The sequence below is a fragment of the Streptococcus sp. CF8_St5-11 genome (assembly GCF_024295625.1).
GTDB lineage: Bacteria > Bacillota > Bacilli > Lactobacillales > Streptococcaceae > Streptococcus.
This window is the reverse complement of record NZ_JANCOJ010000002.1, coordinates 512,437-529,115: the sequence shown is the minus strand read 5'-3', so window position 1 is coordinate 529,115 and position 16,679 is coordinate 512,437. Positions and strand designations below refer to the sequence as shown.

Genomic DNA, 16,679 nt, shown 5'->3' with positions numbered 1-16,679 from the left:
CTATAAAACATACAAAATGTCACTCCAGAATAATGTACAAAACAAAAATAAAGTACACTTTTTAAATAATGTACTTTATGCTTCTAATTCAGTTATATCAATGGTTTAAGTCTTGTTTAGTCAATTGTACATAAACTTTTAGTTTTTTTTTGACCAAAAAATGTACTTTATTCCCGCGAAAACTAAATCTTTCGCATACTAAAATTTTGTACATTATCTACTTGAAAACTAAAAATACAATCTTTTAAAATAATGTACTTTATAAAAATCTATGATAAAAAAACAAGTTCAAATTTGAACCCGTTTTTAAATTTTTTATAAGGGACAAAATGTTCTCTTTTTTGTCTACGCCCTTTACAAAACACGCATGGCTCGATAGATCGTTTTACATTTGCAATCTTATCTACGATAGCCATTCTATAACGATATTCTGGATTATTCTTACAAATCCACCAAAATCTTAATTGCGTATTATTTGGGATTCTTTCTGGATCTTCTAGAATAAGATTATTAAGATAATCCCACTCGTTCATCAAATCTTCAAACGAGATATTATCTTGTCTTTCTTTTAGTTCTGCACAAAATGGACACATTTCTTTAAGATCTTTTGTCTCGGAACTTAAATACTTATTTAATATAATGCTTAAGCGCTCATGAAATTCAAAGTTACATTCTTTGCAGCGCCATAAATTGAACCTTTTTTCAGTTAATAATGGAACAAAACTATCTATAGAGACTTTATTATTTGGTACCCACAATTTTGCTAGTTCAGGGTACAAATAATCAAATGTATTATACCCCTTCAGAGGCTTATCGTTGTTACAGTAAGGACAACACTGAGAAACTTCTCTTCGAATAGTGAACAAGCTTTAATAGTTTCAATAAGAAAAAGTTTGTGAGTGAACAGGATTTAAAGCAAAAAAATAAGAGCCGATGGGCTCTTATAATTATCTCTATAACTTGTAATTTTTTATTTACTTAAAACTTTTCTTTGCCAACTTTTCTCATTACATTTTGGACATTTCATATATCTTGTAGTTCCAAAGTGCATTGCAAAATATACTTTACTGTATTTTGGCACATATTTATTATGGCATTTTTGACATTCATAATAACCTGTTTCTGTTTCTATTTTTAATGCAAATGAAACACCTATTATTAAAAGAACGAATGCTAATATAAACAACAATATTCTTGCTATATTATTCTCTATTAAAAATGATGTAACAAAAATTAGTGTTAAAAAAGATATTGTTGAGCCAAAACCAATAACATTTTCATACATCATTAGTTTTTTATTTTGCATTTCTTCCTTTTTTGCCATTTCTAACAAATTTTTTTCTGCTATCTCATTATAATTATTCATATCAATCATCTCCCCACTTAATAATTCATTTACACTTATTTTAAGTTCATTACATAAATCTAGCATAATTGATGAATCAGGCATTGCTTTTCCATTTTCCCATTTAGATATAGCCCTATCTGTAATATTTAACTTTTCTGCAAGTTGCATTTGAGTCAAATTATTCTTTTTCCTACTTTCAGCTATAAATTTTCCAATTTTAATCTGATCCATAACTTTTACCTCCTTAAATTTAAGTGTAAATTATTATTATTAAAAAGTACACATACCATTGGTTGAGTGGGATATTTTTTATATCAACTAATGGTTGAATAAGTGTAAATTGTCTTTATAATAGTGATACAACTAAGCCAACAATTAAGCAGACAATTAGTCCAATAAGTTCTCCAATAATTGAGCCTTTTATATGAAACCAATAGTTATGATATTCTTGTATCATATCTTCCGTACCTTCTATTATAAATTGTTTACTATGGCAAAACCATAAAGATAAAAATAATTATTTTTTTCATGATTTATTAATAATACTGACCCTTAGGATACAGTATACTCCTTTCTAGGAAGAATTCTTATTATCCCTATCTTTATTATAGGCCTACAGCAATTTATATTCAATTATTTATATATGAAGGTAATTTCAGAATTTGAACTTTAAATTTTTTATTATACATTGATTATCATTGAAAATAATGTACAAATTAATTTCTCAGATTAGAGGATATTATGTACTAAAAAACATACAAAATAGCACTCCAAAATAATGTACAAAACAAAAATAAAGTACACTCCTTAAAGAATGTACTTTATGCTTCTAATTCAGTTGTATTAATAGTTTAGCTCACGTTAAGTCAATTGTACATAAACTTTTAGTTTTTTTAGGACTGTTTTGTATCCCTATCTATTACCAAAAATAACCAAAAAAATTTTTTAAGCTAATTACACTCAATTATGTACTTTATTTAAGTGAACACTGGAAATTTTTAAAGCCGTTCATCTTCTGTAAAATGTACTTTATTTAAGTGAAAACTAAAAATTTTTCAAATGTACATTTTGACAACAAAAAACACTCTATAATCAATTTAATGAACTTTAGAGTGTTTTTACTTTGTTTGATTTTAGTATTCTCTAGTATATCTTTAATCTAACAAAATGCTCCTGTTTTCTTCTTAAACCTTTGCAAATTGGGCAACTTATTAATGAGCGCTTTTTATACTTAATTTTTTCATTAATTTTAAGTTTGTATCGATGATTTGAGTTTTCCTTACATATCCACCATACATTAGTATTACTTAATTCAGTTATTTCAGTTGGATTTGCTAATAAAATATTATTAAGATAATCCTATTCTTTTAATATTTCTTGTAATGTGGTAGACTAGATATGAATTTTGATGGACGATAATTAGGTCAGACAAAAGGTTACATATGGAAAAATTAGTTTTTATCGGAATGCTAGTTTTCTTGGCAGTTGTGTTTATTGGAATATTGTTTTGGCTGCGTTATAGAATGGAGAACACCTTTGAGAACGGTGTTCCAGTGTACGATGCCCCAGCAAATAATCAGACTAGAACGAGTAAGCTAAGCGTAGGAGAGTATGCAGTGCACATAGTTTTAATACTAATTAGCGCTGTAATTGCCTTTAAGGTCATGGGCATGTTACGTCATGGGGCGGCGCCAATTGGTGCTGCTATAATCACGCCTTCTATAATGGCGCTTTTCAATGCACGAAGGAGAACCGGGAAATCTTGGATAGGTATCGTTGCAGTGCTTATGATATTCGTGTTTTTGATGTTTGTATATATAATTATAGGTCTACCTGATAACGCACCTCCACTTAAAATTGACAGAACTGAAATTCATCTTACAGAGACTAAGATTTCGGATTTGATAGACCAGGGGTTTGAAATCTATGTGTCAAATGGTAGACATGATTATCCTAATTATAATGAGCTTTTGACAACGGGAAGCTATTCTAAATACCAAGGATCGGGGGTTAGCGTACCAAACGGCTTTAAGCCATATGACTCAGCAGTTACGCGATCGACTTATCTTCTTGTAAAGAAGAATGTAGTTCTCGGATGTATAGGTGTTTACGGAGATAAGAGGAAGAGTACGGAGCTGAAGGACTGTGTAGTTACGCAGGTTTGCTTCGATTCTGAATGCACAGCAGCTGCTAAAAAATATGGAATTCCATATAATATAGATGGTATAGATTTGCTAAAGAAGCTTGACGAAAACGAGTTCACGAAAGTATTTGGGAAAAAAATATGGCTGACTCCAAGCGAGCCAAGAGATGAATATTTGGGTCATTATGGCGTGCAGTGGGGAGCAGGTAACAATGAATTCTTTTGGAATCATTATTTTATGAATTTAGACCTTGATTCGAATAATGATATAGTTAATTTTAATTTTAGTTCTAATATTGCAGCAGAGCGATAGAAGAATTTGCAGGGATAATTAGGCAAAATGAAAAAGAAAAAAGTACTAAGTAAGACAAAGTATGCTATTTATCTTCTAGTGGTCCACCTTATATGCATACTTTTCACTATAAGCAAAATAGTGATACCTTCATGGGGTCACTGGTTAGAGACGACACGCTTTCTTTGGACAAGCATTCCTACCTATGTATGCGTGTTAATAGCCATTTTCCCAATAGTATGCTTTTGGCCATATTTGATTAGTGCAGATTTTAAGCCAGGTACATCAAAGACCTTGCTTGCTACTTTTGGTCTAATAGTAGGTAACGTGACTCTGATTTTGATATATACGACTATTTTGCACAAGGTATTATAGGTATAAAAGAATCCCTTTATAGGGATTTTTTGATTGCTTCAAGTAGCTCGTCATATTCTTCAAATGCTGGAACCTCAGGATGCTCCTTCTTGATTGATTCGGTGCTTCTAAACAAGAATCCTTGTGGGTGTCTCCTTGAAAGAAGTCGGTTTAACCGACGGTCAAGGCAGTTGATTTGGTTAGTCCAAATTATTCGGCAAGCCATAAATACTCAAATTTCTCCCAATAACATTGTCATCATAGATAGTTTCCCCTTATCACTTTGTCAACTAGTCCGTAACCATAGAGCACATGTTTTTAATGAACTAGCCGACATTGGTTACAATTCCTCTAAGCACCTTTGGGTCTATGGATTCAAAGTACATATGCTGGTCACCCTATCAGGCTATATTCTGAATTATGTTGTAACGCCTGCCTCAGTACATGATATTAGGGCAGTTGATGACTTACTAGAAAATTGTTCTCAATCCTATGTTTTAGCTGATTTAGCATATCTTAACTATGTACTCAGAGAACAGTTGAAACAGAAAAGTTACCATCTTTGGACGCCTTTACGTCAAAATATGGTAAGAGCTAAACAACATAATCATTGGAAACTAATGGCTATGAGACGGACTATTGAAACTCGATTTTCAGAACTTTGTGCTTTTTTGATGTCGAACAAACACTAGCTAGAGGCTTAACAGGATTGCAGTTGAGAATGGAGCAAATTGCACTGACTTATAATCTGAAATACTTTGAGATTAACTAGCACCACGAGTAAAAATCTATATCTTACTATCAATAAGACCAAGACCTTAAATGAGTAGCAAAAAATGTACAATTGAACCACTACTTCTTCTGCACCTATTAGAGTAAAAATGTACAAATCAATTCCTTAAATCAGATGATGTTATGAACTAGAAATATACAAAATAACACTTCAAAATAATGTACAAAATAAAAATAAAGTACACTCCTTAAAGAATGTACTTTATGCTTCTAATTCAGTTGTATCAATTGTTTAGCTCATGTTAAGTCAATTGTACATAAACTTTTAGTTTTACTAAAAACTAAAAATTTTTCAAATGTACATTCATACAAAAACACGGCTCATGAATCATGGCCGTGTTATGTTTTACTTAAGCTAGTTAGCTAGTTCTCTTAGTTAATATTTACTTACCTTTTATTTGCTTTAATTCCTTTATTTCTTTTAGAATACTAAAAATATAGAAACTAAATAGAACTACAAATAAAACAGATAAAACAAAGAAACCAAACGGAAGTTTTCTTCCCATACCAGCTACTACTCCAAGGGATAAAATACCGATAGCCATTATGCAAATTATGAGGATAAACCACAAGTAAATCATGTAAAACTTATAAAGATAACAAAAGGACTTATTTTTTTGTTTAGGCTTATCCTTCCATTTTAAATAAAAGAAATAAGGTGTATTAATAATTAAAATAAATAAAAATCTCATCTCTAGCACAACTTTTTACTTTCTATTTTGGATTTCCCACAAGATCTCCCAATTTCCAAATACCAAGCCAAAAAGAAATTGTTAGCATGATAAAGAATGTAAGGAACATATTATCGACTAGATTTTTACTCATCAAGCATAGTTCTCTAGCTATGTAAGAAGACATGGGGAACAAAATGCACTGTACTATAGTAATTATTTTTTTCATGATTCATTAATAATACTGTCACATATGATACAGTATACTCCTTTCTAGGAAGATTTCTTTTTATCCCTATCTTTATTATAGGCCTACAGCAATTTAGATTCAATTTTATATATGTGAAAGTAGTTTCAGAATTCGAACTTTAATTTTTTTATTATACATTGATTATCATTGAAAAAATGTATAAACCAATTTCTTAGATTTGATAATAAGATGAACTATAAAATATACAAAATACCACTCCAGAATAATGTACAAAACAAAAATAAAGTACACTTTTTAACGAATGTACTTTATGCTTCTAATTTAGTTGTATCAATGGTTTAGCTTTAGTTTAGTCAATTGTACATAAACTTTTAGTTTTTAACTACAATAAAATCAGCAAACCTCATGGATCTACTGATTATTTTCTTCTCTAACTTATTTTTCTACATACTGAAATGGAATCTTGCTATCACAGAGCCAATTATAGACTCGATCATTGACTTGAACGTTCATAGCTTCATGCGCATATTCTGGCATAATTAAATGCTCTTTTGGACATTCTAAGCGATTATAAATAGCAAACTGCGTTTCAGGATAACAGACATCATCGTCTAGTCCTGTAATCATGTGAACTTGTCCTTTGATCCGATGAGCAAAATTTTTCACATCAATATAGGCCAAAGTCTGCATCAAACGATCTTCTGTTTCATGGAATGGATCATGGAACTTGAAATAACGGAAAAGCTCGTCATAGGCCTCACTGGTATTTCCAATTTCTAATACTCGTCTGAAATCTGATAAGAATGGATAAATGGTTACCGTTCGTTGTATACGAGAATTCAATCCAGCAGCAACCAGAGCAAGGGCACCGCCTTGAGAGGCTCCGTAGCTGGCAAGTTTGCTGTCGTCTACTTGAGGGAGGCTGGCTACAATTTCAATTAACTGGTAAAGATCTAAATAGACATCCTTATAAAAGAGCTCATCCGGACCTTCCACGGCTCCGCGGATAATCTGTCCTTTTACCGTATTCCCAAGTGGTGAACGGTCACCGTCTGTTGAATAGCCTGACTGACCTCTTACATCCATAGTCACAACACCATAGCCGGCTACTGTATAAGTCAGCATGTCAGACCAATCCCAACAACGGCCCATATAGCCATGAAAATGGAAAATAACTGGAACCTTTTGATCCGTTTTTGGGAAAACAACCCGCGCATAAACGGATCCATCTCGTGTTCCTTTAAAGGTTAATTCATAACAAGCAACATTTGGAATGCTGAAATCTCGTTCTTCGAGCTTGTATTCAGGCAGTTCAGTCATCTTTGCTAGGGCTTGATTCCAAAAGCTATCAAAATCTTCAGGAACGTCATCCCGTCCCTTGTAATTTTTCATTGTCTCTAATAATTTGGGATCTTTCATAAAATCCTCCTTAGCTATGTGTAATCGTTACCAAAAATGTACCATATTTACTTAAGGATTGCAAGAGACAAATAAAAATTACATAACCGAAATTATGTAATTTAATTATAGATTCAAAAATAGACTTAATTGTTTTACTAGATCTGGATTAGTGGGTAAAGCTGAATGATGAGCCTTGCGACCATTTAAATTCACTTCTGTATAGGTTTGATTGTCAAAAATAGATTTTGCTGCTTGTGCACTAGAGAGAGGGACGATGCCATCTGATTTTCCAGCAAAGCTACCAACAAAATTAAGAACCTCTACTTCTTTTCCCAGACGATGCTTCCATGTTTGAAAATCGTCATACATCTCTTGATTGAAACGGTAAGGACTTCCAATAATAGCCAACTTGGTTACGGTTACCTTCTTTTTCTCTAAAAAGCCACTTTCCAATAAACCAGTCAAAACCAGTCCACCATTAGAATGCCCGACTGCCTTGAACTCTGTAAAATGATAGTGATCAAGAAGGTAGGTTAGAGCTATCTTAAGGGATTCGATTTGCTGCTTGATATTGCTGTAGCCGTCTCGATTGTTCTCGAAGCCAATCACAATTATTGGATTCGGCTCTTTCGTATTCAGTCTTCCCTCCATCTCTATAGAATCATCTTTGTTGACTTTTATTTTTAAAAGACTTTGCTTTTTTCTAGAAAAGCGATGGAGCATGCGGATGGTTCCGTTGAATCGCTGGATACTGGCTGAACTCCCAGGTACAAAGATAATCGGTCTAATTGGTGGTTTCTTTGACCCTTTAGGAAATTCAAAGGGCTTTCTGTGGTAAGAAAACAGTCTTACAAAGAAACGAATGACTTGTTGAAATAATTTTTTTAACATGTTTCCTCTAGTAGTAGTTTCTAAAAGAACCCAGAACAGTGTGTTCCAGGCCCTTATTAGAAAGAATTATTTCCGTTTTTTCTTATTTTTGCGCATTTGTTTGGCCATCTTGTTCATCGCCCGTTTCATCATAAATTCACCGGCTTTTCCTTTGAGACCGCCACCAAACATTTGGCTCATATCAGGCATTCCAGCGCCTCCGCCAAGAGCTGACAAGTCAGGCATGCCACCTTGTCCCATCATGCCTTCGAGGGCAGACATATCCGGCATTCCACCAGGCATGTTTTTCGGCATGTTATTTGGATTGAGGCCCATTTGTTTCATCATCTTGTTCATATCGCCAGAGAGGACGCCTTGCATCATCTGCTTGGCTTGGTTAAAGTCTTTGATGAATTTGTTGACTTCGACAAAGGTGTTCCCTGATCCAGCAGCAATCCGACGACGACGGCTTGGATTTAATAAATCTGGATTTTCGCGTTCAGCTGGGGTCATGGATGATACAATTGCACGTTTGCGAGCAATTTCTCGTTCATCGACCTTGAGGTTCTTCATGGCAGGGTTATTTGCCATCCCTGGAAGCATCTTGAGCAGGTCTTCCATTGGTCCCATGTTTTGAACTTGGTCTAACTGATCGATGAAATCGTTGAAGTCAAAGGTATTTTCCCGCATCTTCTCAGCGAGTTCAAGAGAGCGTTTCTCATCGTATTCTTGAGAAGCCTTCTCGATCAGCGTCAGCATATCCCCCATACCGAGGATCCGACCAGACATACGGTCTGGGTGGAAGGTTTCGATATCAGTGATTTTTTCACCAGTACCAGTGAACTTGATTGGCTTCCCAGTAATCTGACGGACAGAAAGGGCCGCACCACCACGGGTATCCCCATCGATCTTGGTCAAGATCACACCAGTTACTTCGAGTTGTTCATTGAACTCACGCGCCACATTGGCTGCTTCTTGACCAATCATAGCATCGACAACCAAGAGGATTTCATTTGGCTCAGCAAGGGCTTTGACATCACGCAACTCGCCCATGAGTTTTTCGTCGATTTGCAGACGACCCGCCGTATCGATCAAAACATAGTCATTGTGGTTGGCTCTCGCTTGCTCCAAACCTTGACGAACGATCTCTACTGCAGGGACTTCTGTACCAAGTGAGAAGACAGGGACATTGATCTGTTGACCAAGAGTCTTCAACTGGTCTATGGCTGCTGGACGATAGATATCGGCCGCAATCATCAAAGGACGTGCATTCTCTTCCTTGACCAATTTGTTGGCCAATTTACCCGCAAAGGTTGTTTTACCAGCCCCTTGAAGACCGACCATCATGATAATGGTTGGAATCTTTGGAGATTTGATAATTTCTGCTGTTTCTGAACCCAAAATCGCTGTCAATTCTTCATCGACAATCTTCACGATTTGTTGGGCAGGGTTCAAGGTTTCGATGACTTCATGACCTACAGCCCGCTCGCGGACCCGTTTGATGAAGTCTTTTACAACAGGAAGGGCAACGTCGGCCTCTAAGAGGGCTAGACGAATCTCTTTGGTTGCCTCTTGGACATCTGCTTCAGAGATTTTCCCTTTCTTACGAAGATTTTTAAAGACGTTTTGTAAACGTTCGGTTAAACTTTCAAATGCCATACTCTTTCTCCTAGTTTTTCAATTCAGTGGAAATCGTCCGAAATGTTGCAAACATTCTAGTTCTTCGGGTGTGACTTCTTTCATGATTTCATTTGGATATCCCCAACAGCTAAAACCTATTTGCATAGCTTTGGAGATATCATTGGGCGAGATAATCTGTAGTCGAGTAGGAAATACTTCCTCTGCGACTAATAGTTTACAAGGTATTCCTTGATAAATGACGAGACTGCCCATAATCACTCCCGATTGTCAATGCTTGATAAAATTTCAACCTGCTCTTGTAGAAAAGTATCTTCCGGATAGCGTTCTAAAATCTGATCAAAAATCTGGCTGCGTACAATGTAATCGGAATACATATGGAGTTTCATTTCGTAATCTTCCAAAATCTTTTCTGTACGTTTAATATTGTCATAGACCGCTTGACGGCTCACTCCAAACTCTTCTGCAATCTCAGCCAAGCTGTAGTCATCTGCGTAGTAGAGCTCGATGTAGTTCATCTGCTTATCCGTCAAGAGCGCTGCATAAAACTCAAAGAGCGCATTCATTCGGTTGGTTTTCTCAATTTCCATACCTTTCATTATATCAAAAAAGCCCGCTAAAGACTAGCGGGACTTGATGCTTTTTGAGCTTGAAATAAGAGGATTCATCATTAAAGTTTCAGCGCCAACATATTGACCGTCATCCCTGCTGCAGTTCCCATCAAGAAGATGGTATCTCCTTCCTTCACATAGCCATGATCCAGTGCATAGGCTAGGCCGAAAGGAACAGCAACTGAAACCATATTTCCATAATCGCTGACAATATTGAGATATTTATCTTTGCCAACTCCCAATTTGTCCATGACCAGTGGCAAGGCCCGGCTAGCTTGGTGGGGAATAATATAGTCTACAGCGTCTTTAGAAATGCCTGATTTCTCTTGGAATTCTTGGAACATTTCTGGAATAACACGAGCAGAAAGTAAGAGAATCTTCTTCCCTTTCATGTCAAACATGAAATCGGTCTTGGTTGAGTCAGAGTATAATTTCGGATGATAAGCTGTCAAACCACCACGAATCTCGGTATCATGGGCTCCCTCAGACCAGGTACGTTGCATGCTAGCAATGATTCCTTTGTCTTCCTTTGTTGCTTCAAAGATAAAGGCTGCAGCGCCATCGCTAAACAGTTCAAAGCTTTCTTTTTGTTTGGGATTAAGCCCTAGGCTTCCTACTTCACTAGATACAATCAGCACCCGTTGGTATTCTCCACCTTCAATCAGATAAGAAATGGTGCTTAAGGCTGATACAAAACTGGTACAGGTAGTATTGATATCCATGGCAGGAATCGTCAGTCCCTTGGCCACGCGCTCATGGATCAAAGCAGCTGTACAAGGGATGGGCTGAACACCAACTGCACTAGCCGAAACCAGGCAGTCGATGTCTGCCATTTCAAGACCCGCATGGTTTAAAGCAGCTTCGATCGCACGGGCTGCAAGATCAATCTGTGTTTCTTCTCCTTCTTTCACGCGGTAACGAGTTTGGTCTTTGAAAGTCACGGTATGAGCTGGAAGCGCTGTTCCATAGCCTTTAATTTGCAAATGTCTTTTTACAGTATTCATAGGATTCTCCTTTTATTGAAGTCGTTGAACACGTTTTAATTTACGTGTTGGGTCCCATTGATAATCGATAAATTGAATACTTGGGAGAATGAATTGTTTTTGCTGAGCTAAGAGTTCAAATTGAGCAAAGATTGCTTGCTCCATAGACTCTGTCCGGTGACTCAAGGCAATGGTAATGGATCCATCTGCCAACTGAGTCACTTGATAGTCCTGAATATTTTCGACAAAGAGAATGCACCGTCGAATAAAATCCGGATAGATCATCTGGCTACTGCCATCTTCTTTTTCGAAATAGAAAATATCGTCCGATCGTCCTTCGATCTTTGCAATTCGAGTAAAGACGGAACCACAAGGGCAAGGGGACTTTTCTTCCACCAAAATATCATTGAGGCGGTAGCGATAGATGGGTTGACTGGTTCGTTTGAAATCCGTAATAATCGGATAAAAGCGGCTATCATCTAGATACTCTTTTTCGACATACAAAATATCTTCGTTGAGATGTAGATTGCCTTCTGAACAGGTACAAGCTAAAAAACCCTCTGTCGCTTGGTAGACCTGATCAACCTTGTCTAGTTGAAAGGCTTTGGTGATGGTCTGAGCATCTCGATCTTCTAGGATCTCTGCGACGGAAACGACCTTGACGGGTTGGATCGCAAGTTGCTGATTGCTGACATAGTTGGCTAACTCAATCAAGGTTGAAGCTGGTGCGACCACAATGGTTGGTTGATAGTCTTTGAGTCGCTCTAAATGCTCCTTGCTATCCTTGAAAATATCAAAATATTCCAAGCGAATAAGGCCTGAATTAATGGTTTGATAGAGTTCATTGTCCGCTCGTAAGAAAAAGGCAATGCGATGACCAAACAGTTTTCCTTTCGGTAGCATCTTAGCTAGAATCGCTGCAGCCCACATACTTCTTTCTTTTTCTGTGGTGACAAAAACTCCTCGGTGGCCGGAGGTTCCAGAAGACAAGCCTACTGCTACTTCTCCATTCATCTCAGTAAAATCTCGCGTCTGTTCTCCGCGAATCGCCATTTCTAAAGCCTGATCTCGATCCACCCCTAGGGTATTGAGTTCATTGAAATGTGTCATCATAAACGATTTATCCATCGTTCCAAAGGATTCGGGAGAATGGGTTTGAAAATAGGGAGATTGAGAAGTGATAAATGCATGGTAGCGTGCCAATTGCTTATCTTGGTATCGCTTCAAGGCCTCTTTTGAACGGAATCGGTGGCACCATCTGGTTTCAATAAAGGTTTTCAGAAAGACTGTTTTTTTCATTTAAAATCCTTTCAATCCGATCTTGCGGGTCGTGGCTGACAACAACTTGAATACCATCTTGCAAGAGTGTCTCCAGAAAATCAGCTCCTTTTAAATAAGCCTTCTTATCATCCTGAACCAAGGAAGGGATCAGTCGCATTTGCCGTGTGTAAGGCAAGAGGTCCACTCCCCAAGAAAGATCTGCTCCAATAAAGAGCTTGAGCTCATCCAGATAAAGACAGCCTTGCCCTCTCGCATGCCCATCGATGGACGAAACAAGAATGCTCCCATCCCCAAAAAGATCCGCAGTCGGGCGGTAAGGGAAAGCTGGATGCCTTTGATTTGCTTTGAGACAAGTCACCCGATCCTTGAAGTCAGCTGGCAAAAACTCTTTAAAAATCAGATCCTTAAATTTTGGTTTTTGGTACACCTCATAGACTTCCTGGGTGACAAAGAAATGAGCATTTGGGAAAAGGGCTGCTCCGCCGAGATGATCAGGGTGCAGATGCGAAAGAATCACATAGGAAATGGATGCCGGGTCAATCCCACGCTCATGCAATAAATAATCGATCTGGTCTTCTTTTTTCATCTGCATTGGGGTGGCTAGACGGTACCAGAAATACCGAGCTTTTTTCTTAATCTCGTAGTGATAGCCGGTATCGTACAAAATATAACCTTTTTCACGGTGCTGAATCAAAAAGACACCTGCAGGAAATTGCATTTTTTCATTTGGAATTCCTTTAAATAAGAGACCAGAATGACTGCTACAATAGCCTGCTGGAAAATAATCAATGCGCTTGATCATGTTGGACATAGTTGTCAATCCCTTCTTCAATAGTCATTTTTGGATAGTAGCCAAGTTCGGTTTGGGCCTTTTGAATATCGAGGGTTTGGCTATATCGAAGGAGATAATAGGTATAGCGAGTCAATGGAGGTTCAGCTTTCAGATGGAATAAACGATATACCCCTTCAAGGCTATAGGCCGCACCTGCTACAAGACCTGCCGGAATTTTCCGATAGCGAATCGGTTCTCCCAATCCCTTTAATGTTGTTTCGATCAAATACTTAAAGGACTTTGGTTCCCCATTTGTAATATTATAAACTTGTCCGTGAGCTTCTTTTGCTTCCAGAGCCAAGCGAATGGCTAGGGCAACATTTTCCACGCAGGTCATATCCATGAGCTGCTCTCCTCCTCGAATCAAAGGAATTCCAATTTTTCGACTGAGGCGTAAAACCCGAGGCAAAATACTGGTATCCCCCACACCAAATAATCCTCTAGGACGCAAGATGATACTTGGCACATCCGGATAGTCAGAAAAAAGTTTTTCAGACACCAATTTGCTTCGGATATAATTGTTGAGGTGATTTTCTTTTGGAGCATCACTTTCCATGATGTTTAATTGATCTTTTCCAGCCGCGTAAATACTAGGAGAAGATACGTAAACCAAGCGTTTTACCGCATATTCACGGCACAATTCAAGGACATTTTGAGTGCCAACTACATTCGCCTGATAGAAGGCCTTCCAAGGTCCCCAGGCAGTGGATAAAGCTCCTGCATGAACTACAGCATCAACAGACTGAAAGGCTTGTCTTAATTCCTCAATAGAGGTCAAATCCCCTTTGATAAATTGAACGCGCTCACCTTCCAGAGCCTTCCCATTTTTTTCGTTTCGGCCAAAGGCTACAATGGAATAGTTGTGTTCCAATAACTCATCAATCACATATTTTCCAAGGAAGCCAGTCGCACCTGTTACAAGAATTTTCATAGTTTTCCATCCGTTCCACGTCTTAATAACCGTTGAATCTCAAACTCCAAGGTGTCCAACGGCTTGTAGGTTTTTGAAAGTTTGTTTAGTCTCTCTAACTTTTCCCAAGATTCTTTTTCTAATAGGGCATTGAAACCTGCTTGAATCTCTTCGGTGCGATTGCGATGAGCTTGAAAAGCAATTCCTGCTTCTACTCCTCGAATCGCATAGTCAAATTGGTCATAATCATGTGGCAAGATCAAGGCTGGTTTTTTAAATTCGATACATTGATAAAAGATTCCAGCTCCTCCATGATGAATGACATAGTCCATCTGCGGAATATATTCTTTGTAGGGCAGATATGAGACAACCGTCACATTTGGTGCTACTTCTTCTTCAGAAAAGTCTTTTGCCCCATCACCTAAGGTGACGAAAAAGTGACATTCTGGATGCTCTTTGGCCAAATGCTTGGTTTGTTCTAGCAAATTCTCCTTCGCCCAAGGCAACTGGGTTCCACATGTCACGAGTACCTTCGTCTTGTCGTCGTAAGGACGGAGATCTAAAGGATAATCTTCAGCTTTTTCAAGAGAAGTCCCCAAAGGGCCAAGCCAGGCATATTGATGAGGGAAATGTGTTTTCAACTCAAGCTCCATCATACCAATTCCAAAGATGGCATAAGGAGAGTAGATGGTCTCCACTCCATTTTGATTGTACAACTTGAAATTGTAACGTTTTAAGCGTTTGCGTAAGAGGAAGGCGCCACAGTATTTTCCAATGCGCGTGAGTTTACGGCATAGTGCTTGGATCTTCTCTTCCTTCTTTGTGCGCGCGACTCCCATCCCTCCGAAGAAGCAAGGAGGACCATAAGGAGTTTCGATTGCAAATTGGGTCGCCATGGTGGTAATCCAAGGAATTTCTAACTGTTCTGCCACAAAACCAGCTGATAGAGTGATAAAGTCAGCAATGACAATATCTGGACGGTTGACACGCCACTCCTCTAGCAATTGATCCGATACGTGATTAATCAAATCAAGACTCCTAGACAATTGCCGATAAGCTGAAAAGAGATTGTGTTTTTTATCGTTATTCGCCGCGCGTTCAAATTCTTCTACTTTGTTCTCTAGAATCGGGACGACCGTGAAGCCGAGACTTTCTGCGACGGCTTTTTTCTGAGGACCCGTGAAAACTCGGATTTCCATAGTTGGATCATCTAATAAGGGTTTAACGAGATTTAAAGTTGGGTACAGATGCCCACTCAAGGGAACAACTACCACATCGATTTTAATTTTTTTCATTTTTTCCTGCCTTATATCTTTTTTTAGATCTAAAACTAGCTTCTATCTATTAATTCGTAAAAAAAATCAAAAATTGAAGAAAAAATAAAATTTTTTAAATTTTTTTAAATCTTTTATTTTTGACCGTACTATCACTATTTAGAAAGAATGACTTCAACCTAAAAAAAGCTCCCAAATGCCAAAGAGAGTGAGCCTCTCACACATTTGAAGAGTTTTCTATTTTTACGATTTGCGAGCTTAGTTATTTTCTAAATAAAATTCGAACCGCTCGCCGACATACTGACTTTTTACATACTCAAAAGCCGTCCCATCTTCAAAATAGGAAACCTGTGTCAGACCTAAAATAGCCTGCCCTTTTGAAATCTGTAAGTACTCCGCAATCTTATCCTTGGCCAATCGCGCATAGATGGTCTGGTGCGACTTTCCAATCTTATAGCCATGACGCTCCAAGGTTTGGAAGAAATGGCTGGTAACCTCTTCACGATTGAAATTCTTAATAAATTTCTCTGGAATAGAGGCCACTTCATAAACAACAGGGATCCCATCGGCATACCGGACCCGCTCCATCCGAATGATGGTTTCTGTCTTATCAATGCCCAATTTGTCCACTTCTTGGAGGCTAGGAATGGTTTTACGGTAAGAAATCACTTGGCTAGAAGGTTCCTTGCCTTGCGATTTCATAATTTCTGTAAAACTGGTTGTGCCTCGCATTTTTTCTTGGACGCGCGTGCTGGTAATAAAGGTGCCACTTCCTACTCGTCTTTCAAGCACTCCTTCTTCAACCAGAAGGGTAATAGCCTGCCTCAGCGTCATCCGACTCACCTGAAATTTCTCAGCCAGATCGCGTTCGCTAGGAAGGCGCTCCCCGATTTTCCATATTTTTTGATCAATCTCAGACTTAATCTGATCATGGATTTGAATGTAAGCTGGAATCATAACCTTGCTCTTTCTCTGTGTTATCTCTATTGTAGCGTAAAATTCCTAATTCTTCAATCAGAGATTGGTAAAGACATGGCTTTTGTGTTAGAATAGAGGAAAGTAAATTTC

Annotated in this window: 15 protein-coding genes and 1 pseudogene; 2 read left to right on the top strand and 14 right to left on the bottom strand. The window is 37.7% G+C overall.

Annotated elements, in window-relative coordinates; genetic code table 11:
• Positions 1-269 precede the first annotated feature (269 nt).
• From NMM13_RS06385 to NMM13_RS06375, 3 genes are all read right to left on the bottom strand, one after another.
• A complete protein-coding gene (locus NMM13_RS06385) occupies positions 270-758 on the bottom strand; it encodes a zinc-ribbon domain-containing protein (RefSeq protein WP_254728141.1) in 489 nt (162 codons plus the stop codon).
• 212 nt (positions 759-970) lie between these two features.
• On the bottom strand, positions 971-1,579 hold the full coding sequence (locus NMM13_RS06380; protein WP_156672308.1) for a helix-turn-helix domain-containing protein: 609 nt from the start codon (positions 1,577-1,579) through the stop codon (positions 971-973).
• 912 nt (positions 1,580-2,491) lie between these two features.
• Positions 2,492-2,692, bottom strand: coding sequence for a zinc-ribbon domain-containing protein (locus NMM13_RS06375; RefSeq protein ID WP_301355111.1), 201 nt, complete (start codon positions 2,690-2,692; stop codon positions 2,492-2,494).
• 98 nt (positions 2,693-2,790) lie between these two features.
• Between NMM13_RS06375 and NMM13_RS06370 the strand changes: the two genes are divergently transcribed.
• Both NMM13_RS06370 and NMM13_RS06365 read left to right on the top strand, forming a co-directional pair.
• Entirely contained in the window at positions 2,791-3,804 is a 1,014-nt protein-coding gene (locus NMM13_RS06370; RefSeq protein WP_254728139.1) for a hypothetical protein, read from the top strand.
• A 473-nt stretch (positions 3,805-4,277) separates the two neighbouring features.
• A pseudogene (locus tag NMM13_RS06365) lies at positions 4,278-4,909 on the top strand (IS982 family transposase); the annotation flags it as partial.
• Positions 4,910-6,246: 1,337 nt separating this feature from the next.
• On the opposite strand, the gene NMM13_RS06360 reads toward NMM13_RS06365, so the two are convergent.
• From NMM13_RS06360 to NMM13_RS06310, 11 genes are all read right to left on the bottom strand, one after another.
• Entirely contained in the window at positions 6,247-7,230 is a 984-nt protein-coding gene (locus NMM13_RS06360; RefSeq protein ID WP_201037615.1) for an acetylxylan esterase, read from the bottom strand.
• Positions 7,231-7,335: 105 nt separating this feature from the next.
• On the bottom strand, positions 7,336-8,103 hold the full coding sequence (locus NMM13_RS06355; protein ID WP_254728137.1) for an alpha/beta hydrolase: 768 nt from the start codon (positions 8,101-8,103) through the stop codon (positions 7,336-7,338).
• 66 nt (positions 8,104-8,169) lie between these two features.
• The gene (gene ffh / locus NMM13_RS06350) at positions 8,170-9,741 is read right to left on the bottom strand and encodes a signal recognition particle protein (protein ID WP_125826372.1); all 1,572 of its coding nucleotides are present in this window, start codon (positions 9,739-9,741) and stop codon (positions 8,170-8,172) included.
• 18 nt (positions 9,742-9,759) lie between these two features.
• Complete coding sequence (locus NMM13_RS06345) at positions 9,760-9,975, bottom strand: hypothetical protein (protein WP_037606554.1); 216 nt, start codon at positions 9,973-9,975, stop codon at positions 9,760-9,762.
• A 2-nt stretch (positions 9,976-9,977) separates the two neighbouring features.
• Positions 9,978-10,310, bottom strand: coding sequence for a putative DNA-binding protein (locus tag NMM13_RS06340; RefSeq protein ID WP_003001435.1), 333 nt, complete (start codon positions 10,308-10,310; stop codon positions 9,978-9,980).
• A gap of 80 nt (positions 10,311-10,390) precedes the next feature.
• A complete protein-coding gene (locus tag NMM13_RS06335; RefSeq protein ID WP_254728134.1) occupies positions 10,391-11,335 on the bottom strand; it encodes a 3-oxoacyl-[acyl-carrier-protein] synthase III C-terminal domain-containing protein in 945 nt (314 codons plus the stop codon).
• Positions 11,336-11,347: 12 nt separating this feature from the next.
• On the bottom strand, positions 11,348-12,613 hold the full coding sequence (locus NMM13_RS06330; protein WP_254728132.1) for a F390 synthetase-related protein: 1,266 nt from the start codon (positions 12,611-12,613) through the stop codon (positions 11,348-11,350).
• Positions 12,579-13,406: an MBL fold metallo-hydrolase gene (locus NMM13_RS06325; RefSeq protein WP_070674135.1), complete on the bottom strand. Its 828-nt coding sequence runs from the start codon at positions 13,404-13,406 to the stop codon at positions 12,579-12,581. The genes NMM13_RS06330 and NMM13_RS06325 overlap by 35 nt, the downstream gene beginning before the upstream one ends.
• A complete protein-coding gene (locus NMM13_RS06320) occupies positions 13,381-14,358 on the bottom strand; it encodes an NAD(P)-dependent oxidoreductase (RefSeq protein ID WP_254728130.1) in 978 nt (325 codons plus the stop codon). The genes NMM13_RS06325 and NMM13_RS06320 overlap by 26 nt, the downstream gene beginning before the upstream one ends.
• Positions 14,355-15,632 carry a glycosyltransferase gene (locus NMM13_RS06315; RefSeq protein ID WP_223324701.1) on the bottom strand — a complete coding sequence of 426 codons (1,278 nt, stop codon included), beginning with the start codon at positions 15,630-15,632 and terminating at the stop codon, positions 14,355-14,357. The genes NMM13_RS06320 and NMM13_RS06315 overlap by 4 nt, the downstream gene beginning before the upstream one ends.
• A 237-nt stretch (positions 15,633-15,869) precedes the next feature.
• Positions 15,870-16,568 (bottom strand): GntR family transcriptional regulator, encoded by a 699-nt coding sequence (locus tag NMM13_RS06310; RefSeq protein WP_003007291.1) that lies wholly within the window; start codon positions 16,566-16,568, stop codon positions 15,870-15,872.
• Positions 16,569-16,679: the final 111 nt, after the last annotated feature.